Below are 20,333 nucleotides of genomic sequence, written 5' to 3'. Positions count from 1 at the left end.
ATTCCTAACTCTTTCTTTAATTGCAAACCTATTAAATGCATGCTATGAGGACGAACCAGTAGTTATAAGAGCATCAATTACATTCTCTTTTAAATATCTGTTAAGTTTTTTCACTGAGGGTTTTACCCAAAACTTCCTAGCATCAGGTATAAAATAATTTGCTCTTACATACTGCAACACTTTACCAAAAAAAGTTGGATTAGGGTTCAAAAAACCTGCACTAGTTTTAGCCCCTCTTCTTTTTAATCTTGAAAATAAATTATTAGGCTCCCAAATAGGATGTTTTATAACCTCTATATTTCCAGGTACATCATTACTCAAAGAAACATCAATAAAAGGGTAGTTTGGATCTTTAACAGTATATATTACTGGCTCAATCCCAAAATCTCTCAAATACTTTACAAATTTAAGCCAACGCTGAACGCCAGAACCTCCAGCTGGAGCCCAATAATATGTTACTATTAAAACTTTCAATTGCTTAACCTATCATATAATGCTATTAATTCTTTAGAAGTAAATTCCCAATTTAATTTACCTTTCAAAGCCTCTTCATTACCTTTTTTTGCTTTTTCTAAAGCTATTTGATATTCTTTTTGAATGTTAACTACTTTATCTGCAAAGCTTTTTGGATTCTCAGCTTCAAAATAAGTTCCAATACCTTTTTCTTCAACAATCCGTTTCATTGGTGCACAATCAGAAACTAATAAAGGTTTACCAGACAATAAAATTTGAAAAAATTTATGAGGCATTGCACTTTCTGTTTGCTCATTGGAAATATGAGGGATAATATTTAATTGAGAACTTTTCATAATATTTATAACATTTTTGAAAGGTTCTTTTTCTTTAATAACCACAAAATTTTCTAATTGATGCTCTTCTATTAAATTTTGTAAATAAAGTCTCACATCATAGTTAGCAGGCCCCACTAAAACTAGTAAAGTATTTGGATATTTTTGAGCAATTATTTTCATTCCCAAAATAGCTGTGTGTATTCCTCTATGAGGTGCCGAACCCTCCTACATAAGAGATAATAAATTTATCCTCTAATCCTGTAAAATAATTTGTAGTCTTTATATCAAAATTTTGAGCAAATTCTTTTTTTTCCGTATTAGGAACAACAACAACTCTATTTTCATCTACTCCATACTGGTTAATTAATCTCTGCTTCATTTCATCAACAACAGCTATCAAGACACCGTATTTTTTTATAATCTTTTTTTCAAAATTACTCCATCTTTTATACCCAAATAACAACTTGTTTTTTAATCTAATTATAGGATTCCTTCGCCAAGCAAACCAGGTAATCAATGCTGCAGGATAATTTTCATGTAAATCTAACACTGATTTTAAATTGTACTTTTCAATGAATTTTAATGCTGTTTTTGCAAGAGGCAAATCATGTACGTGTAAAGCCTCAATATTATTTTCTTCTATAAAACTTGCTGTTTCCTTTTTAAAATAGGGATGAATAAAATTTATGGCCGTTAACACATCTATAATTCCTTCATGTGCTAAGCTTTTATATTCTATTTTCCTAACAACATGAACTCCATTTACAATTTCAAAACTTTTCTCTTCAAAAGTTTTTTTACATAAAACAAAAATATCATGATTTTTAGCTAAAGTTTCTGCTTCTTTTCGAACTCTTATATCTGCAGGGTAACTCCCATTTAGCAACATTCCAATTCTCATTCCTAAGCTGTATAAAAAGTATAATTTTGTTGTTGAAAGATATTAGTATCTAAAATCCTTAATCCTGAAACTAGATTTGAAGTAAAAAGATTTTTAACCGTATATTTATATACTAAAATTAGAAGTTGATTATACATTTATCTATTTTTAAGCAAATGTATCACTATTTTAGTTTTACTAAAAAACCAATTAACACTTTAATTAAAAAAAATCAAAACGTTAATAAACATTTTGATTTCTTAATTAAAACATAGCTCCACTTTTTCTTTCAATCTTCCCTATATGCGCGAACATTTATACAGCAAACATATCAATCATTTTTAATTCAAAAAAAAAACATATTCCCTTTTTTATAAAAAGCACACTCCAAATTGTTCTATATTTGCTTCTAAATCTCTGTTTTTATAAAAAGCAAAAAACCTTTAACCTTTACAAGTTATGTTTTATGAGTAAATCTATATTTTTTATTTTATTCAGTTTAACTATCTTTTCTTTTTCTCAAACTAAAAATAATCTTAACTATAGTGGCTCTGATTCTGTAAGTCTATACAATAAAAAATGTCTTTTGTTTATAAACAGAAATCAGGATAGTTTAAAATTTTATATAAACAAGTTAAAAAGCTTAAATAATAAATGTAATCTATATCAAGCTTATACATACGAGGCAAAACTTGCGTATCTTAATAGAGATTATAAAAAAACTGAACAAATTTGTAAAGATGTACTTCTTAAAATCAAAGACGATGAAGGTTTCTGTTTTAAATCAATTAAAATCTCGATATATGTTCGTTTATTTTGGCTAAAGAAAAAGATGGGAGAATACAATATTGCATACAAATATTTAATTGAACAAGAAAAAATTTTAAATAGTTTAGTGTTAAAAGATAGTTATTATCATATCAATAAACTGTCTCATAAAAATCATTTAGCAATTATTAAATCTGAATTAGGGTTATATAATGAAGCCCTTGAAATATTAAAACCAACATTACCGCTTGTTGATAAGTTTTATACTAAAGACAAAATAGGAACCTATCATTCATTAAAATTCAAATCAAACATTTTGAATTCTATTGGTAATGTATTTTTATCTTTAAGTAAAAAAAATAAAAATTTACATTATGCAGACTCTGCTTCTTTTTACTACAAAAAAGGATATAATGTTGCTAAAAAATTTAATCCTCCTCACAAAAATTCAAAAATTATATATAACTTAAAAAAGACAAAAGTTTTAATAGCTAAAAAAGAATATTATAATGCTTTAAAATTAATAGATAATTATAAAAATATCCATAATGGATATAACTATAATCATTATGGTTATTTTCAAAAAGCAGTCTGCTATTACAATTTAAAAAATGCTGACTCAACAATTTTTTATTCAAATAAACTATTAAACAATAAAAATGAAACTTGCAAGCGCAGTACTTTAATTGCTGTTTATGATATCTTATCTAACCAATATAATAATTTAAAAAAATTAGATAGTGCTTTTAAATATTCTAAGCTAACCATGGAACAATATGAATTAGCTAAAAAGAATAAAGAAAAGACATTTCAATCATTATATGAAAATGATTTTAATAAAGTAATCAAGCTTAATGAACAGATAAAAAAACAAAGTAATAAAAAACAAAACTATTTAATTGTTGTTTTTTCTATTATAGTCTTGTCACTTATTTTACTTGGATTTATAAAATTGAAAATAGAAAAGAAAAAAAAGCTATCTGTTATTAATAAACTCAACAACAATACTAAAGAGAAACAACCAATTAAAAAAGAATATAATATTGATATTGAACTTGAAAATCAAATTCTCTCTGAAATAAAAAAAATCAATAGCTCAAATATTTTCTTAAAATCAGATTTTTCAGTTTCATCAATTACTGAAGAAATCAACACAAACTCCACGTATGTTTCTTTCGTTTTTAACAAACATTATAAAGAATCTTTTAAACAATTTTACACTAAAAAAAGGATTAATTACATAATTAATAAATTAAAAACGGATGTTAAGTATAAAAAATATTCAATACAAGCCCTTGGCGAAGAAATAGGTTACACTAACGCATCTGCTTTCTCCAGAGCTTTTAAAAAACAAACAGGATTAACGCCCTCTTCTTTTTTAAAAAAACTCGAGAATTAAATCTTTTGTTTTTTGTTTTTATTGAATACCCCCCAACCTATTGGCACCAATAGTAATAATGCGTATGACATTAAAGCAATAACGTTTCCAGTTTTTATAACTTTAGGTTTAAATTTAAACTCGATAGTATGATTTCCTTTTGGAATTATCATCCCTCTTAAAACGTAATTCACCCTAAAATGAGGAACTAACTTCCCATCAATATATGCGTCCCAACCATCTTTATAATATATTTCAGAAAACACGGCAAATTGCTCTGTTTTTGTTGTAGCTTGATATACCAACTCAGTAATTGTATTTTTAATTAATGTAATTGAAGCAGTTGAATCTTTTTCTTGCAAAAAGTTAATTTTAGAACTCCCTAAATTCGATTTTCTCAATACCGCTACTTCTTTTGTTTTTAAACTATCTAAAGCCTTTATTTCCTCATTAGCTGAGTTCACTAATTTAACTCTATCAACAAACCATACGTTCCCATTAGTGTCAGGGTTTTCTTGAAACTTATCTTCTCCTAAAATAAAATACTTTGTGTTTAACATGTTTAACACCTCCATATTATTTTTTGCTATTTGGTAGTCAAATAACTCTTGATAACGTTTCATTTTTGCTGCATGATACCCACCTATTGAATTATGGAAATAAGATGTTTTTCCATCCATCATAGGATTAGTAGCAAAATTAGCTACACGGTAATAACTTTTATCTTCTAAAATCTCACTATTTGCTTTACTAGCAACAAATGGTTTAATCACTTTTCTCTTAGTGGTAAAATCTTCTTTATTTACGTAATTTATATCTACTGATATTAAATCAAAAAGAATTAAAATACCTAATCCTATTACAACAGGTGTTTGTTTTAACTTATTTTTTAGTAAAAACCACAATAAACCAGCAGATAATAATACCAACACAAGCGAACGAACACCATCCATGAATAACATTGATTTTCTATCAGCAATTAATGCGTCTATTAATTCTGGTAATTGTTGATATTGAGCATCTCTAATACCTTCAAAGGCAAATAAACTTGAACCAAAAACAGTAAAAACCAACAATAACCCACCAATGATATACAACGCTTTTTTAAGAGCTTCTTTTTTCTCTTCACTAGATACTTTAGACGAGAAAAATTCTTTCAAAGCTATTATTCCTAATAAGGGCACACATAATTCAGCTATAACTTGAATAGAAGAAACTGCTCTAAATTTATTATAAAGAGGAACATAATCAATAAAAAAGTTAGTTATCCCTTCAAAATTTTTACCCCAACTCATTAATATTGAGAAAATTGTAGCAGAAACTAACCAATACTTTAAACGGTTTTTCACTAAAAACACACCAAGAAAAAATAAAAAGAAAAGAATAACACCAATATAAGCTGGTGCCTCTACTATGGGTTGTTTTCCCCAATACGTTAATACTTGATTTGAATATTCTTTTGCTACACTTTTACCAGCATTACTTTCTAAAGTTTGATAAAAATTAGAGTCTTCTCCTAACTTTTCAAAAGTTCCTCCGCCCATAAAACGAGGCATTATTAAGTTAAAAGTTTCCGCAATCCCATAACTATATTCAGTTATATATTCTTTGTCGAGCCCTGTCGATTTTTCTTTAGGTGTACCGTCTGGATTTATTGTTAATTCAGATTTTCCTCTAGTACTAAAATCAGCATATTGCTTCATTGACAACAATCGTGTGGCATTCACTGCAACACCTATAATTACTGCAACTAATAAAACTGATACTTGCTTAATAAAACCAGTGTAATTTTTAATTTTTATTGCTTCAACTCCTTCCACAATAACTAAAATAAGTACACAAAAACCTAAATAATATGTCATTTGCGGATGATTTGCATATATTTCTAAAGCCATCGCTAAAGAAGTAACAACAAAACCAAGTAAAAGTCTGTTTTGAAACAAATATAGTGCTCCAGCAATTACTATGGGCATATATCCTATGGCGTGTGCCTTGGCATTATGACCAGCTCCAAAAATAATAATTAAGTACGTTGAAAACCCAAAGGACAAACTACCTAAAATTGCCAGCTTCCAATCAACCTTTAAAGCATTTAACAATAAAAAAAATCCTAAAAAATATAAAAACAAATAATCAGCAGGCCTCGGTAAAAAACGTATCCCTTTATCTAGATAACGTACAAAATCATTTGGATAATATGCACTTACCTGAAAAGCAGGCATTCCACTAAAAGCATTTCCTAACCAATAAGGTTCTTCTCCATTCTCAGCTCTATAATCAACAACCTGTTTTGACATTCCTTTAAACTGAGTAATATCACTCTGTTTAATTTGTTTTCCACTTAAAACAGGGCTAAAATACATCAATGACGCTATTGTAAAAACCATAATCGCTATGATGTAAGGCAAAAACTTTTTAAAATTCATAATTAATCAATTTCTTCAAAATCAACATACTCACCTACTGAGTTGTTGCTTTCTTTAGAGTTATTAGGTTTTTTATCTATTATTGTTTCACCTTCTTTAACAGTAGAACTTTGCTTTTCGTTATACTGCTGTTGCGCTTTTTTCTGAACCTTATCAACAGCCTTCTTTAATAAGTAAGGACCAAATAGTTTTGCTAAAAATTTAAGAGCATAATAAACTAAAAGAATAATTAAAATAGTTCGTAAAAGAGTCATAGGTCCAGCTTGATGTATTGTCATACAAATAAAAATATTCAAAAAAATTATTCAAAAATAACAATTTGAAACAAAAGGTAGCGTTAAGAGTTTACAAAACTTATAATATAGAGTAATTCATATTTTTACTGTATGTTTGTATTACTCCTTAAATTTGATTTTTATAACATGATTAAAAGGCTTTTTTTGTTTTTTGTTTTTTGTACGACCACCTTTGTTGAAGCACAGTACACTACTGTTATAAATTCAAATAGACCTGGGTTATCAGAAAGCCCGTACAGTGTAGGTTCTGGGGTTTATCAACTTGAATCAAGTCTTTTTTACAGAAAAATTCCAATAACAGCAACATTTAGCAACCCTCAATCTGTAGGTTTAAATTTATTTTTTAGAACAAGTTTCATTAGTGAAAAGCTTGAACTTAATATAAACACATCACTTTCTAACGATCAAATAGCATTTAAAAATATTTTTGAATCCTCATATTACAAAACAGGTTTAAGCAAATTTACCATTGGTGCCAAGTACTTAGTATATGCTCCGAAATATGATGATAAAACAAAAGAAATTAGAAGCTGGAAAGCTAGACATTCCTTTGACTATAAACGATGGATTCCTCACGTTGGCGTTTATGCTGGACTTAGTTTTGGTAATTTTTTAAATGACTATCACGAAAAAGGGGGAATGAGCCCAAGAGTTGGCTTATTACTTCAAAATGAATTTTCAAATAAGCTAAATGTAGTTACTAATTTATTTTATGATAATATTGGTACTGACTTTACTGAATACTCATATATTGTTACTGGAACTTATAATTTCAATGATTATTGGTCAGGTTTTGCTGAAATTCAAGGAGTTTTTGAAAAATATGAAAACAAAAGTAGTATTGGAGGAGGTGCAGCATATTTATTTGATAAAAATCTTCAAATTAATGCTTCTATAAGAGCTAATTTTGAAAGAAAGGAAATAGGAATTACTTCAACTATTGGCGTTTCTTATAGATTAGATAGACATTCTGATACATTCACTGAGATTGATGAATTTGGAAATAAAATTGAAGAAGACGAACCTATCAAATACGATGAAAACAGAGGTTTCTTTGGAAGATTATTTAGCAAAATAAAAAAGATATTTAAAAAAGATAAAAAAAGAGAGCAAAAAGTTGATTTAGACATCTCTCCTAATAAAGACAACTCTTCAATTAGAATAGAAAAGCCTAGAAGAAAAAGAGAGAAATCGTTAATAGATGTTATTTCTAAAGAAGATAAAAAAGATAAAAAGAAAGCTAGTAAAGCTGAAAAGAGAGCTGCAAAAAAAGCTGCTAGAAAGGCAGAAAAAGAAAGAAGGCGTCAAGAAAAAGAAAAAGAGAAAGAAATTAAACGTAAAGAGAAAGAACGTTTAAAGCTTGAAAAAGAAAAAATAAAAGAAGCTGAGCGGAAGGCAAAAGAACGCTTAAAGCTTGAAAGAGAAATAAAGAAACTAGAAGAAGAAATAAAAAAAGAAGAAGAAAAAGAGAAAAAGAAAGACAACGGTGATAATTAAAAAACAGAAATCATACACTTTATATGATTACCATTAAAGAAATAAACACAAAAAAGGAAATGAAACAGTTTGTTAAATTTCCTTTTTCACTTTATAAAAATAATCCTTATTGGGTACCTCCAATCATAAGTGATGAAATAGCCAATTTTGATAAAACTAAAAATCCAGTTTTTGAGCATGCCAATGCTCAATTTTTCATTGCTTTAAAAAACAATAAAATAGTTGGACGAGTTGTTGCCATTATCAATACTTATGAAATAAATAAACAAGGGATAAAAAAAATGCGCTTTGGCTGGTATGATGTTATTGATGACATAAACGTTAGTAAAGCTTTATTAAACAAAATAAAAGAAATTGGACATAAAAATAATCTTGAATATATTGAAGGTCCAATAGGATTTAACAACCTTGACAAAACGGGTGTTTTAATAGAAGGGTTTAATCACATTGGTACAATGATTACTTGGTACAATCATGCCTATTATAAAGATCATTTAGAAAAGCTAGGTTTTACAAAAGAAAAAGAATATTTAGAAAACAAATTTCTTTTTAAAAATGTTGATGCCAAAAAATACAAGAGAATTAGTAACTTAATTCAAAAACGTTATAATTTAAAGCAACTTAATTTCAACGCTACAAAAAAAATTATGCCGTATGTAGATGAAATGTTTGACTTATTTGGAAAAACATACTCCAAACTTCCAACTTACGTACCAATCTCAGATGAGCAAATAGCATATTTCAAAAAAAAATACATCAGTTTTATTAACCCTGAATACATAAAATTTGTAGTTGATAACAATCAAAAACTAGTAGCTTTTGCTATAGTAATGCCCTCTTTTTCAGAAGCACTTCAAAAAGCAAAAGGTAAACTTTTACCTTTTGGAATTTTTCACCTACTTAGAGCTAGGAAAAAATCTAAGGATGTTACTTTTTACTTAATTGGCGTTCACCCTGACTATCAAAATAAAGGTGTTACCGCTATATTATTTAGTCAGTATTGTGATACTTTCTCTGAAAGAAATATCAAAAACTGCATACGAACTCCTGAATTAGAAGAAAACGAAGCTATTCATAAAATCTGGAAAGATTTTAATCCGAAAACTCATAAAAGAAGAAGAACCTATAGAATTAATTTATAATGCAGTTATTTTATAATAAACATATTTCTGAGAGCACTAAGCAATTCACTTTTAACAAAGATGAAAGCAGACATATAATTCGTGTTTTACGTAAAAAAGAAGGAGACAAACTTTACATAACAAATGGAAACAACTATCTATTTACAGTTGAAATAATAATTGCTAATGATAAAAAATGTATTGCCTCCATTATTAATAAAGAAGAAAAAACATGCGCTAGGAACTACTATTTACATGTTGCCATTGCACCAACAAAAAATAATGATCGATTAGAGTGGTTTCTTGAAAAAGCTACAGAAATTGGTATTGATGAAATCACTCCTATTATTTGTAAAAATTCAGAAAGAAAAGTTGTAAAAACTGAAAGATTAACCAAAATAATTCAATCAGCTATGAAACAATCTTTACAGTATAAATTACCAAAGCTAAATGAGCCTATTAAGTTTTCTGAATTTATTCATAAGAAATTTTCGAGTCAATTATTTATAGCTCATTGTGAAAACGACGGCGATAAGGATACTTTAAAAAAATCTATAAAATTAGCTACTTCCTATACAGTATTAATTGGCCCTGAAGGGGATTTTTCAACAGAAGAAATCAAAAAATCTTTAGCACAAAAATTCTCACCTATAACACTAGGTAACACAAGATTAAGAACAGAAACTGCAGGTTTAGCAGCTGTTCAACAAATTAGTTTTTTACATCAATAATTCTTTTTTGTATATTTAACTCAATAATAAACCAACATTGAGCACATCAGATTTCTTTAATTTGTTCTTACTTTTTAGCGCGTTGCATGGGTTTGCATTTAGCTTAATACTGTTTTGTTCAAAAAACGGCAAGGATAAAAGTATGTTATACTTAAACTTACTTATCCTATCTATTTCTCTAAATAACATTCAATCTTGGGCATTAGAAAATAAATTACTTCAGCACAAATTTGCATTAGATTATATTCAAATACCTTGGCATTTTTTAGCAATGCCTTTTTTGTATATGTTTTTAATTAATTATTTAAAAATAACCTCTAAAACATACAATTTACTTAAATTAGTTATACCCCTTTTTATTTCTTCGATAGTAGCTCAAGTCAGTTTTGTTTTATATTACAGTACTGTTAATTCAAATGAACATCAAGATTTTATTTATGAGCGCTATACCTCTATTGAAGAAATAATTAGTTTCTCAATATCTATTAGTCTTTTTATCTATTCTTTCTATATACTTTACAAAAGAGAAAAGTTATTCCCAAAAGTTCTATTATACGATAATTTAAAATGGATAAACACTTTTTTCAAACTTTCATCAGTTGGATATATCCTATGGATTTCTGCTTTGATAATTAAAGTTAGTATGAATTTCAAGGGGTTTATGTTTTCATACTACCCTTTACGAATATATACAACAGTATTAATATACTGGCTAGGTTACCAAGGACTTAGACAAGTTAGAGTTTTAAAGGAAAGACAACATTTAAGGGAGGTTTTGTTGACATATCCAATAATTTCAGAAACAAAACAGGCAGTTAATTTAAATTCAACTGATTCAACAATATCTAATGAACAATTAGAAAAGTATAAAGAATACTTTTTTAAAATAGATAGCTTTATCAGAGCTGAAAAAAAATTTTTACTTACAAAATATACGTTACAGAACCTTTCGGAGGACTTTGATTTTAGTCCCAGTACATTATCTCTTATTATTAATACAATAGCCAATAAAAGCTTTATTGATTATTTAAATGAAATGAGAATTGAACAAGCAAAAGACTTATTAATTAATTCCGACTATCAAAATTATACAATTGCATCAATAGGCTTAGAATCTGGTTTTAATTCAAAATCAACTTTTTTTACTGTTTTTAAAAAACACACTGGTTTAACTCCGTTTACTTATCGTAATAATGCTTTATTAACAATTTAAGATAGTTTACATTGCTCAATTGGTTCGAAAACACTTATTCTGGACGTTTTCGAACTCGATATACACAGATATTCACTAAGTTTGAGTATGAAAGAAATAAGAATTTAAAAATATATAAATCATGAAGGGGTTTTTTATTATTAAATATAATTTCTAAAAGATATTGTTGAGCATTAGCAATCAACGATGAGAAAGAAAAGTTATAAACAAAAACACCAACTATTATTTAGTTGGTGTTTTTAATTTTAATAGCTACTAAGTATAAATTAAAGAAAAAACTAGTTCGAAAACACCCATTCTGGACGTTTTCGAACTCAGTTTAGAAAAGAAACAACTAATATTGTATTGAAATTATTTGAATTTTATTTTTAAAATACATTAAATTTCTTAAGGGGAAAAAGAAAACACCAGTTGATACAACTGGTGTTTTTTAATTATGTTTTTATTATATTGTACTCTAAAAATACAAGTAGTGAAAAACCTCATATTTATATATCTATTCTTTTATTTATTTATTGTTAACGCACAACAGATAGCGGTTTTAAAGTATCAAGGTGGAGGAGACTGGTATGCGAACCCAACTGCTTTAACTAACCTAATTAATTTTACAAATAGTCAAACAAAAACATCAATCGAAAAAGAACCACAAACTGTATCTTTAAATGACAATGCTTTATTTAATTATCCCATAATTTTCATTACAGGGCATGGTAATATATATTTTAATGAAGACGATTCTGAATCATTGAGAAACTATCTTAAATCTGGAGGTTTTTTACATATTTCAGATAATTATGGCTTAGATAAATATATCAGAAGAGAATTAAAAAAGGTTTTCCCAACAAGTGAACTACAAGAAATACCTGTGAACCACCCTATTTATAATCAAACTTTTTCATTTCCTAAAGGACTGCCTAAAATTCATGAACATGACAAAAAACAACCACAAGGCTTTGGAATTTTTCATAAGGGTAGATTGGTTTTATTTTATGACTATGAAAGTGATTTAAATGATGGTTGGGAAGACCCACAAGTTCATAACAATCCAGAAAAAACAAGGGAGAAAGCTTTAAAAATGGGTGCTAATATAATAGAGTATGCTTTTAAACATTAAACTTTTTCAGATAGATTCAATTCGGATTAATTTTAACACGGATGCTCTCTGGATGCTAAATATAGCATTAGCTATAATTATGTTTGGAGTATCATTAGATATCTCAATAAACGATTTTAAAAAACTTTTTAAAAACCCTAAGATTGTTTTAGTTGGAATACTATCACAGTTTATTTTATTACCTTTTTTTACATTTTTACTAGTTATTAGTATCAAACCTCATCCAAGTTTCGCTTTAGGAATGATATTAATAGCAGCTTGCCCTGGAGGTAATGTGTCTAATTTTTTTAGTAAAATGGCTAAAGGAAACACTGCTTTATCTATTAGTCTGACCGCTTTTGCAACTTTGGTTTGTATTATTTTTACTCCTATTAACTTAAATTTATGGGGCAGTTTGTATCCACCTACTAAAGCTATCTTAAAGACAGTAAATCTTAACCCTTATCAATTAACAAAACTTGTTTTACTCATTTTAGGTATTCCACTTTTTCTAGGGATGATTGTTAATCATTATCATAAAAAAATGGCAAAAAAAATCAATGTTTTTTTAAAACCATTTTCTGTTTCTTTTTTTCTTTTACTAATAGTAATTGCATTATATGATAATGCAACTATTTTTAAAAATCATATACATTTAGTTTTATTCTTAGTAATCTTTCATAATATCTTTGCTTATCTCATAGGATACTCAACAGCTAAGTTATTTAACTTAACAGATAAAGACTCTAAAACAATTTCAATAGAAACAGGTATTCAAAACGGTGGTTTAGGATTGTTACTTATCTTTAGCTTTTTTGATGGATTGGGAGGTATGGCTTTACTTGCTGCTTTTTGGGGTGTTTGGGATATTTTTTCTGGCATGCTATTAGCCACCTATTGGGGAAGAAAAATGAAAACCTAATGCGAATTATTTTATATTATATTTTTAAGTTTTTTATCAAAACTGGGTTATTTTTTTATTCAAAAAGAATAAAAATAAATGGTAATGAAAACATACCTAAAGATGGTGCTGTTTTATTTACAGCTAATCATCCAAATGGTTTAATAGACCCTATCTTAATAGCAACTCACATCAAGCGTAAAACTCATTTTCTAGTAAGAGCAGCTGTATTTAAAAAACCTATCATTGCCTATTTTTTTGATTTATTAGGAATGATGCCAGTATATAGAATTAGAGATGGTATTAAGGAATTATCAAAAAACGAAGCTATTTTCAATAAATGTGAGGAACTATTAGCTAAAAACAAAACACTCCTTATTTTTCCTGAAGGGAGCCATAATCGGAAAAGATTTATTAGGCCATTAAGTAAAGGGTTTACTAGAATTATATTTCAAACACTTGATAGAAATCCAAAAACAAAACTATACATAATACCAATAGGTATTACTTATCAAAACTCTTCAAAATACCCTTCAAAAGTTGCTTTAAACTTTGGTAAAGCTATTAAAGTGAATTCCTACATTGATAATAAAAATAGATTTGAGGTAACAAAAACCTTAAAAAAAGAAGTGCTTGAACAACTTAAACAACTGACAGTTCATATTACTGATGATAATAACTACAAAGAAAAACTTACTAAGTTAAACAACGCTAACATTGATTTTACAGAAATTCAAGAAGTAAATAAATTAGATTTGAATACTACAATAACTAATTCAAAAAACACATTTAATTATTTTAAACCACTATTTTTCTTAATTATATTGAACAGTGTTATTCCATATACATTATGGAAAATAGCCTCTAAAAAGATAGATGAAATTGAATTTTTTGACACATTTCGTTTTGGTTTTAATATCGTATTATTCCCAGTTTTTTATATACTTCAAAGCTTAATTATTAACTATCTATTCAATAGAAAAATCGCTATAATCTATTTAATTACTAGTTTTTTAATTGTTCTGGTATACACCAAACTATCCCCTACTCCTGCAGAATAGCATTTTGTATATCTTGTTGTATTTTAGTTCGCATATTACTTTTTACTAGTCCTCTATTACGCATTGTAGGATATATTCTATTAGATAAAAACACATACAAGATTCCGCTTTCAGGGTCTGCCCAAGTATATGTTCCTGTAAAGCCGCTATGACCAAAACTTTTATCAGAAACACACCCACAAGTTGGTTTCTCTTGAGGTCTTATTTGTGGTTTGTCGAAACCTAAACCTCTTCTTACTTTTTTATGGGCATAATACCTTTTATTAAACTTATCAATTGTTTCTTCTTCAAAATATTTCTTACCACCATAACTTCCTTTTTGAAGATACATTTGCATTATTTTAGCAACATCATTTGCATTAGCAAACAAACCAGCATGACCACCCACACCACCTAACATAGCCGCTCCCATATCATGAACATAACCATGTACTAATTGATTTCTATAATAAGAATCTTTTTCTGTAGGAACAATCTGACTCTTTTTAAACTTTTTAAGTGGTAAATAGGTCATTCTATAGGCTCCTAAAGAACTATAAAACATTTCGTTTACTAATTTATTTAATGGTCTTTTGTATTTTTTTTCAATAATTTCTTTAAATATATAGTACCCCAAGTCACTATACTTATAACCAGGCCTTTCTCTTTGTTCAGCATCCACAATATTTTTATAAATCGTATCCCTATAACTTTTTGCTAAATACAAGTTCTTTGCAACTTTTATAGTAAACTGTTTAGATTTACTTTTTCTGTAAAATTGCAATGAATTTTTACCTGTAATTGAATCTTTTGTTTCTAAATAAAAAGGTATCCAAGAACGTAACCTTCCGTAGTGAGACAATATTTCTTTTAGCAATAATGTATCCTTATTAGACTTAGAGTACCTAGGCAACACATCTCCTAAGCTAGAAAAAAGACTAAGTTTCTTCTCTTCCTCAGCCTTCATTATCATAGGTAACGAAGCTAATATTTTTGTTAACGATGCTAAATCATATATATCCGTCTTCTTTACTTTTCTCTTTTTAGAAAGTGTATGGTAACCAAAGCTTTTATGGTAAAAAACTTTTCCATTTCGAGCTATTAAAACTTGGCCTCCAGGAGCCATTCTTTTCTTTAAAATAGTATCTATTCTTTTATCTATAATTCTTAATTTATCAGAAGAAATACCTACTTCTTCAGGAATAGTATACTCTAAAACATTTAACTTATCTACTTCAATTCCTTTGCCTACCTTAAAAATATCATGAATACTTACTGGAAGTTTACCTTGAATTTTAAAAGCTCCAAACAAAGCTTGGGCAGTTAATTCTTGAGATAATTTACTATTCTGATAAGAAACCACAACCGATTTAATATTTGTAAATGATTTTATTTTTAATAGACTGTAAGGACTTGCAAAAACAGTTAATATCACATTATTATTACGAGATATTTCTTGTAACCATACCAATTCCTTATTTGTAAATTTATACCCTTTCCATGGATGCTTATTAGATTTATGAAACCCTACTATTACTGTTGTATATTTTTTCAATTTTTTATTTAAAACACTTAAATTCTTATCGAAAACTTGATCAACTTTAGCATAGTTTTTAAGCATTTTAAAAAAATAATTTCCTTTGTCGCTACCTAAAGAGACGTACGCTATTTTTTTAGTATCAAGATTCTTTATTGGCAAATTTTCAATGTCATTTTTTACAACAGTAATTGCTTTTTTAATTAATTTTCTGTGTAAAACATCATCTTTGGGTCTATGTAAATCTTGTTTTAAGCTATCTATAGATATAGGCTTATAATCAGCTAATCCAGCTAAAAATTTTGCCTTCAAAATCTTACTTACTGAATAATTAATTCTTTCTTCTGTAAGCTCTTTCTTTAAAATAGCATTTTTAAATAAGGTTATTGTACCTGGAATATCTTGAGGAATTAACAGCAAGTCATTCCCAGCTAAAAAAGTGGCAAGATTTATTGAAGCAGGGGTATTATAATTAGCTGCTCCTTTCATGTTTAATCCATCGGTAATAACTAATCCTTTAAATCCTAATTTAGTTTGTAATAAATCCGTTACTATTGTTTTTGACAAAGAAGATGGTAATTCAATATTTTGCTCCAATTGAGGCATGCTTAAATGAGCAACCATAACACTAGAAACCCCTGCTTTAAACATTTTTTTGTAGGGATATAACTCTACAGAATCTAATCGTTGCTCAGTGAAATTTACAGTTGGGAGCGTTTTGTGTGAATCAGTATCTGTATCACCATGTCCTGGAAAATGTTTTGCATTTGCTAATACACCTACACTTTGCATTCCTTTAGTAAATGCAATTGCCTTTTCAGTTACAATTTCTTTACTTTCTCCAAATGAACGGTTTCCTATAATAGGGTTATTTGGATTTGTATTTATATCTACAACAGGTGCAAAATTTATATGAATCCCGACCCTTTTACAGTGTTCTCCTATTCTTTTACCAGTTTCTTCTAACAATTTATTATCTGTGATTGCTCCTAATGTCATGTTCCAAGGAAAACGATACGCGTTTTTTAAGCGCATATCTAATCCCCATTCGCCATCAAAACCTATTAGTAGAGGTACTTTAGCTGTAGCCTGATATTTGTTATTTAGCAACACTTGTTTTTCGGGAGTTCCTTGCATAAAAATCAAATTACCAACATGATATTTTGTAATCATATTTTTAATGTACTTTTCATGCTCGTCATTTCTATTTGAATATGCCTGAATCATAAATAGTTGTCCTATTTTTTCATCAATAGACATAGATTTTAAAATACTATCTACCCAAATGACTTGTGCTTCTTTATTTTTTGATTCTAATGGATCTAACTGCTGTCCATTTACTATGTTTGTAAAAATTACAATAACAAATAATACTAATTTTCTCTTCATACTTCAACTATAAATACTCTTCAATTAAAATCAATAGTTATACCAAAAATCGTTTATGCCAACTTTCATTTGCAGGTACTTCCCATTTTGTTTCAAAATCTTCTTTGGTATTTATCATGTTATTGAATACTATAGTATTTGATGTTATTCTTTTATCGTCAACAAACTTTTTAAAATCAGGTAACTTAACTATGTTAATATTCTCACCATCCTTAAAAGAAACATTCATTTTATCCATTAAATCTACATTTAACTCTTTTTCAATTTCTTGAATAAAACGTACGGAGGAATCTATAGAACATCCAGATACACTGTTAAAGCCTTCATCAACAGCTAAAATAAAAAACTGACTATATTTTATGGTAAAAGACCCTTTTAAATCATCTCCATGACGCGTCCAACTATCAATAAACAGTATAGCTTTAGCACTTATCAATTCTATTTCTTCTTGAGTGAACTCTCTATTTGCTTGATATATCCAAACTCTTGAAGTATCGGGTAAATTTTTATATTCTGTAAACATTTATTAGGTATTATTTTTTTTAAAAATTTAAGCATTTATTTAATTTGATAAAGTTACTGAAATTGCCGGAACCCATTTATCATTTTTATCCATTTTTGGTGACAACCACCACTTTCCTTTATTAAATAAAAAAATTTTACAGTCTTCTAAAGACAACTCTTTTGTTTTAGTTAAGCCTATTACTGGGCTATAACTTTTTTGACTTTTTTTCAATCTTCCTTTCTCATAAAAAAATTCATTTTCAGGAATAAATAATTTTTCAAAAGCCACAAAAAAACCATTTTTAGGTACTTCTAACATAGAATTTTCAAGATTAATAACAATCTCTTTTTGCTTTTTTTTAATAGATATTGGTATGCTTTTTAAAAGTAAATCTCTTTTTGGTTTTCCATTAATAGAATCAACTGAAAATATTCGAATTCTAAACTTTGATTTTTTAAAGCCTCTTCTAGAAAAGTGAATTTTAATATTTTGAAAATAGTAACCTAACTGATGATAATTAGGAAAATACTTTGCTATCATTTTAACAGAGCCTCCTGAATACATTGGAATTACTCTTCTTTTTACTTTATCTAAAATAATCTTTTCATTCCTCTTTTTTGAAATTACAATTTCGTTTAGAACATAATTTTCAGGTTTTAAAAATAATATTTTATTTTGTAAATCTCTTTCAAAAACAATGGTGTCTTTGAAATTTAAGCAAGAAATATGAACTTTTTTATTCATTAACTTCTTTTCTATTTCTAAAAAAAATCTCCCTTCTTTGTTTGAAGAAACCCCATTACTGCTATCTAAAAAACTAATGTTCGCATACGCTACAATCTCTTTATTCTCCTTATTTAAAATTTTACCTGTTAATTGAATTTTTTGTGCATTCAACTTAGAACATACAGCTAAAAAGACAATTACTTTTTTCATGATTAAGTTTTTTTCATAAAAAAACACAATCATTTAATAGATTATAATAAAAGTATGTTAATTGGTACAATTTTAACAGCTACTTCATGTTAAACTTAGCCTGCAACGCTTTTAACTTTTCATCATCAGACATTGTTTTAACAGGTGCAGTCATTCTTTCTTTTATTTGCCTTAAAACCTTTTTAGTGTATAGAGGAAAATCGGCATTTTGTATCCATGAATTATACCCAGGATTTTCTTTCAATACTTCTTCAACTAAACGACCTTTATATTTACCAAAAGAGAAGATTTCTTTTTTGTCATCATTAAATAAAATAAAACCAGCAAAATCAGCACGCTGTGTATGAGAAGAAAACTCACTTAACTCATCTACTGTAGTTCCTATGTCATCATATTTACTTAACTGAGCTAACAATATTTCATAAGTTGCCAAAGTATCAGCTTCGGCTGAATGGGCATCTTCTAACTCTTTGCCACAGTAAAATTTATATCCAGCACTTAATGTTCTTTGTTCTTTTTTATGAAATATAACCTGAACATCAATAGCCTTTCTGTTAGTCATGTCAAAATCTATTCCTACTCTCATTAACTCTTCAGCTAATAAAGGTATATCAAATCGATTAGAATTGAAACCAGCTAAATCACACCCATCAATCATTTCATTAATTTTTTCAGACAACTCTTTAAAGGTTGGTTCAGTTACTACTTTTTCATTTGTAATTCCATGTATAGCAGTAGAAGCTTCAGGTATTTCAATTTCAGGATTGACCAACCAGGTTTTACTTTCTTTATTTCCATTAGGATAAACTTTTAATATTGATATTTCAACAATTCTATCTGTTGCAATACTTACTCCTGTAGTTTCTAAATCGAAAAATACAATTGGTTTTTTTAAATTTAATTCCATTTATCTTTATTATGTTAAGCTTAAAAAAGCTCTTTATTTATTCGTTATTTAATTGTGCCTTAAACTCATCTATCTGGTCTATATCCTTTTGAGATAAGATAGGCTCTTTAAAATTATATTTTTTTAGTTCTTCTAGTAAAACTTTTGCTACAATATATCTTGCTGTTGGTTTATCATCAGCCGGAATAACATACCATGGTGCATAATTTGTTGATGTCTTATTTAAAACATCTTCATAACATTCTTGATATACATCCCATAATTTACGTTCTTTTAAATCTCCTGCTGAAAACTTCCAGTTCTTTTCAGGAATATTTAATCGTCGTAGTAACCTATTCTTTTGTTCATCTTTTGATAAATTTAAAAAGAACTTTAAAACAACTGTTCCATTTTCTTCTAGATGTTTTTCAAATTGATTTATTCTATCCATTCTTGAATGATAAAAATCATCATCTAAATCTTCAATCTTTGTTACCTTAGGTATATTTTCAGAAAATATATACTCAGGATGTACTCTTGTAACCAATACATTTTCATAATGAGTACGATTAAACACACCTATTTTTCCTTTAGGGGGGAGAGCTATGTAATGTCTCCATAAAAAATCATGCTTTAACTCAAGTTCTGTAGGCACCTTAAAACTATGAACTTCTACCCCTCTTGCATTAACATCTTTAAAAACTTCTCTTATTAAACTATCCTTTCCTGAAGTATCCATTCCTTGCAAACATATTAAAACACCATATTTACCCTCGGCATACATCGTATCTTGTAATTCACTAATCTTTTTTCGAAGTTTTTTTAGCTCTTTTTTAGCATCTTCTTTTACTTCTTTTGTACTTATTGTACTTAGTTTAATTTGTTTGAAAACCTTATAGTGATCTATGTTCATAAAAAAAATAGTAATTATACTATAAATGTACT

At 27.8% G+C, this 20,333-nt stretch carries 18 protein-coding genes; 8 read left to right on the top strand and 10 right to left on the bottom strand.

What is annotated here, in order from left to right; all coding sequences use genetic code 11:
• Positions 1-42: 42 nt before the first annotated feature.
• Genes ACMFBB_RS18455 through ACMFBB_RS18445 form a run of 3 tightly spaced genes read right to left on the bottom strand, consistent with a single transcriptional unit; the run spans position 43 to position 1,692 of the window.
• Entirely contained in the window at positions 43-474 is a 432-nt protein-coding gene (locus tag ACMFBB_RS18455) for a hypothetical protein (protein WP_435262204.1), read from the bottom strand.
• Complete coding sequence (locus ACMFBB_RS18450) at positions 471-992, bottom strand: glycosyltransferase (protein ID WP_435264334.1); 522 nt, start codon at positions 990-992, stop codon at positions 471-473. The genes ACMFBB_RS18455 and ACMFBB_RS18450 overlap by 4 nt, the downstream gene beginning before the upstream one ends.
• Positions 993-996: 4 nt before the next feature.
• Positions 997-1,692: a glycosyltransferase gene (locus ACMFBB_RS18445; RefSeq protein WP_435262203.1), complete on the bottom strand. Its 696-nt coding sequence runs from the start codon at positions 1,690-1,692 to the stop codon at positions 997-999.
• Between the two features lie 445 nt (positions 1,693-2,137).
• On the opposite strand from ACMFBB_RS18445, the gene ACMFBB_RS18440 reads away from it, so the two are divergent.
• Positions 2,138-3,838, top strand: a complete 1,701-nt coding sequence (locus ACMFBB_RS18440; RefSeq protein WP_435262202.1) for a helix-turn-helix domain-containing protein — start codon at positions 2,138-2,140, stop codon at positions 3,836-3,838.
• On the opposite strand, the gene ACMFBB_RS18435 is transcribed toward ACMFBB_RS18440, so the two are convergent.
• Positions 3,835-6,243: a YfhO family protein gene (locus ACMFBB_RS18435; protein ID WP_435262201.1), complete on the bottom strand. Its 2,409-nt coding sequence runs from the start codon at positions 6,241-6,243 to the stop codon at positions 3,835-3,837. The genes ACMFBB_RS18440 and ACMFBB_RS18435 overlap by 4 nt on opposite strands.
• Before the next feature lie 2 nt (positions 6,244-6,245).
• On the bottom strand, positions 6,246-6,521 hold the full coding sequence (locus ACMFBB_RS18430; protein WP_435262200.1) for a DUF4834 family protein: 276 nt from the start codon (positions 6,519-6,521) through the stop codon (positions 6,246-6,248).
• A 144-nt stretch (positions 6,522-6,665) separates the two neighbouring features.
• Here ACMFBB_RS18430 and ACMFBB_RS18425 point away from each other — a divergent pair, with 144 nt between their 5' ends.
• The 7 genes from ACMFBB_RS18425 (at position 6,666) to ACMFBB_RS18395 (ending at position 14,156) form a co-directional block, all read left to right on the top strand.
• Entirely contained in the window at positions 6,666-8,036 is a 1,371-nt protein-coding gene (locus ACMFBB_RS18425; RefSeq protein WP_435262199.1) for a transporter, read from the top strand.
• A gap of 23 nt (positions 8,037-8,059) precedes the next feature.
• The gene (locus ACMFBB_RS18420; protein WP_435262198.1) at positions 8,060-9,178 is read left to right on the top strand and encodes a GTP cyclohydrolase; all 1,119 of its coding nucleotides are present in this window, start codon (positions 8,060-8,062) and stop codon (positions 9,176-9,178) included.
• The gene (locus ACMFBB_RS18415) at positions 9,178-9,888 is read left to right on the top strand and encodes a 16S rRNA (uracil(1498)-N(3))-methyltransferase (protein ID WP_435262197.1); all 711 of its coding nucleotides are present in this window, start codon (positions 9,178-9,180) and stop codon (positions 9,886-9,888) included. The genes ACMFBB_RS18420 and ACMFBB_RS18415 overlap by 1 nt, the downstream gene beginning before the upstream one ends.
• Positions 9,889-10,030: 142 nt before the next feature.
• Positions 10,031-11,101, top strand: coding sequence for a helix-turn-helix domain-containing protein (locus ACMFBB_RS18410; protein WP_435262196.1), 1,071 nt, complete (start codon positions 10,031-10,033; stop codon positions 11,099-11,101).
• 472 nt (positions 11,102-11,573) lie between these two features.
• Positions 11,574-12,215: a DUF4159 domain-containing protein gene (locus ACMFBB_RS18405; RefSeq protein ID WP_435262195.1), complete on the top strand. Its 642-nt coding sequence runs from the start codon at positions 11,574-11,576 to the stop codon at positions 12,213-12,215.
• A gap of 52 nt (positions 12,216-12,267) precedes the next feature.
• Positions 12,268-13,116: a bile acid:sodium symporter family protein gene (locus ACMFBB_RS18400; RefSeq protein ID WP_435262194.1), complete on the top strand. Its 849-nt coding sequence runs from the start codon at positions 12,268-12,270 to the stop codon at positions 13,114-13,116.
• On the top strand, positions 13,116-14,156 hold the full coding sequence (locus ACMFBB_RS18395; RefSeq protein ID WP_435262193.1) for a lysophospholipid acyltransferase family protein: 1,041 nt from the start codon (positions 13,116-13,118) through the stop codon (positions 14,154-14,156). The genes ACMFBB_RS18400 and ACMFBB_RS18395 overlap by 1 nt, the downstream gene beginning before the upstream one ends.
• Here ACMFBB_RS18395 and ACMFBB_RS18390 read toward each other — a convergent pair.
• The 5 genes from ACMFBB_RS18390 to ACMFBB_RS18370 all read right to left on the bottom strand — a co-directional run bounded on the left by ACMFBB_RS18390 (position 14,140) and on the right by ACMFBB_RS18370 (position 20,301).
• Positions 14,140-17,061, bottom strand: coding sequence for a glycoside hydrolase family 3 N-terminal domain-containing protein (locus tag ACMFBB_RS18390; RefSeq protein WP_435262192.1), 2,922 nt, complete (start codon positions 17,059-17,061; stop codon positions 14,140-14,142). The genes ACMFBB_RS18395 and ACMFBB_RS18390 overlap by 17 nt on opposite strands.
• 37 nt (positions 17,062-17,098) lie before the next feature.
• Positions 17,099-17,584: an ABC transporter ATPase gene (locus ACMFBB_RS18385; protein WP_435262191.1), complete on the bottom strand. Its 486-nt coding sequence runs from the start codon at positions 17,582-17,584 to the stop codon at positions 17,099-17,101.
• A 39-nt stretch (positions 17,585-17,623) separates the two neighbouring features.
• Positions 17,624-18,502 carry a carboxypeptidase-like regulatory domain-containing protein gene (locus ACMFBB_RS18380; RefSeq protein WP_435262190.1) on the bottom strand — a complete coding sequence of 293 codons (879 nt, stop codon included), beginning with the start codon at positions 18,500-18,502 and terminating at the stop codon, positions 17,624-17,626.
• Between the two features lie 79 nt (positions 18,503-18,581).
• Positions 18,582-19,409, bottom strand: a complete 828-nt coding sequence (locus ACMFBB_RS18375; protein ID WP_435262189.1) for an exonuclease domain-containing protein — start codon at positions 19,407-19,409, stop codon at positions 18,582-18,584.
• 37 nt (positions 19,410-19,446) lie between these two features.
• Complete coding sequence (locus ACMFBB_RS18370) at positions 19,447-20,301, bottom strand: PPK2 family polyphosphate kinase (protein WP_435262188.1); 855 nt, start codon at positions 20,299-20,301, stop codon at positions 19,447-19,449.
• Positions 20,302-20,333 lie beyond the last annotated feature (32 nt).

This window comes from Tenacibaculum sp. nBUS_03, from assembly GCF_051201695.1.
GTDB lineage: Bacteria > Bacteroidota > Bacteroidia > Flavobacteriales > Flavobacteriaceae > Polaribacter.
The sequence above is the reverse complement of the archived record's forward strand: the minus strand, read 5'-3'. Positions and strand labels throughout refer to the sequence as shown.

Coding starts and splice junctions, on each gene's coding strand:
- ACMFBB_RS18445 (WP_435262203.1), bottom strand. CDS start 1,692: ATGAGAATTGGAATGTTGCTAAATGGGAGTTACCCTGCAGATATAAGA.
- ACMFBB_RS18440 (WP_435262202.1), top strand. CDS start 2,138: ATGAGTAAATCTATATTTTTTATTTTATTCAGTTTAACTATCTTTTCT.
- ACMFBB_RS18435 (WP_435262201.1), bottom strand. CDS start 6,243: ATGAATTTTAAAAAGTTTTTGCCTTACATCATAGCGATTATGGTTTTT.
- ACMFBB_RS18430 (WP_435262200.1), bottom strand. CDS start 6,521: ATGACAATACATCAAGCTGGACCTATGACTCTTTTACGAACTATTTTA.
- ACMFBB_RS18425 (WP_435262199.1), top strand. CDS start 6,666: ATGATTAAAAGGCTTTTTTTGTTTTTTGTTTTTTGTACGACCACCTTT.
- ACMFBB_RS18420 (WP_435262198.1), top strand. CDS start 8,060: ATGATTACCATTAAAGAAATAAACACAAAAAAGGAAATGAAACAGTTT.
- ACMFBB_RS18415 (WP_435262197.1), top strand. CDS start 9,178: ATGCAGTTATTTTATAATAAACATATTTCTGAGAGCACTAAGCAATTC.
- ACMFBB_RS18410 (WP_435262196.1), top strand. CDS start 10,031: ATGTTATACTTAAACTTACTTATCCTATCTATTTCTCTAAATAACATT.
- ACMFBB_RS18400 (WP_435262194.1), top strand. CDS start 12,268: ATGCTAAATATAGCATTAGCTATAATTATGTTTGGAGTATCATTAGAT.
- ACMFBB_RS18395 (WP_435262193.1), top strand. CDS start 13,116: ATGCGAATTATTTTATATTATATTTTTAAGTTTTTTATCAAAACTGGG.
- ACMFBB_RS18390 (WP_435262192.1), bottom strand. CDS start 17,061: ATGAAGAGAAAATTAGTATTATTTGTTATTGTAATTTTTACAAACATA.
- ACMFBB_RS18385 (WP_435262191.1), bottom strand. CDS start 17,584: ATGTTTACAGAATATAAAAATTTACCCGATACTTCAAGAGTTTGGATA.
- ACMFBB_RS18380 (WP_435262190.1), bottom strand. CDS start 18,502: ATGAAAAAAGTAATTGTCTTTTTAGCTGTATGTTCTAAGTTGAATGCA.
- ACMFBB_RS18375 (WP_435262189.1), bottom strand. CDS start 19,409: ATGGAATTAAATTTAAAAAAACCAATTGTATTTTTCGATTTAGAAACT.
- ACMFBB_RS18370 (WP_435262188.1), bottom strand. CDS start 20,301: ATGAACATAGATCACTATAAGGTTTTCAAACAAATTAAACTAAGTACA.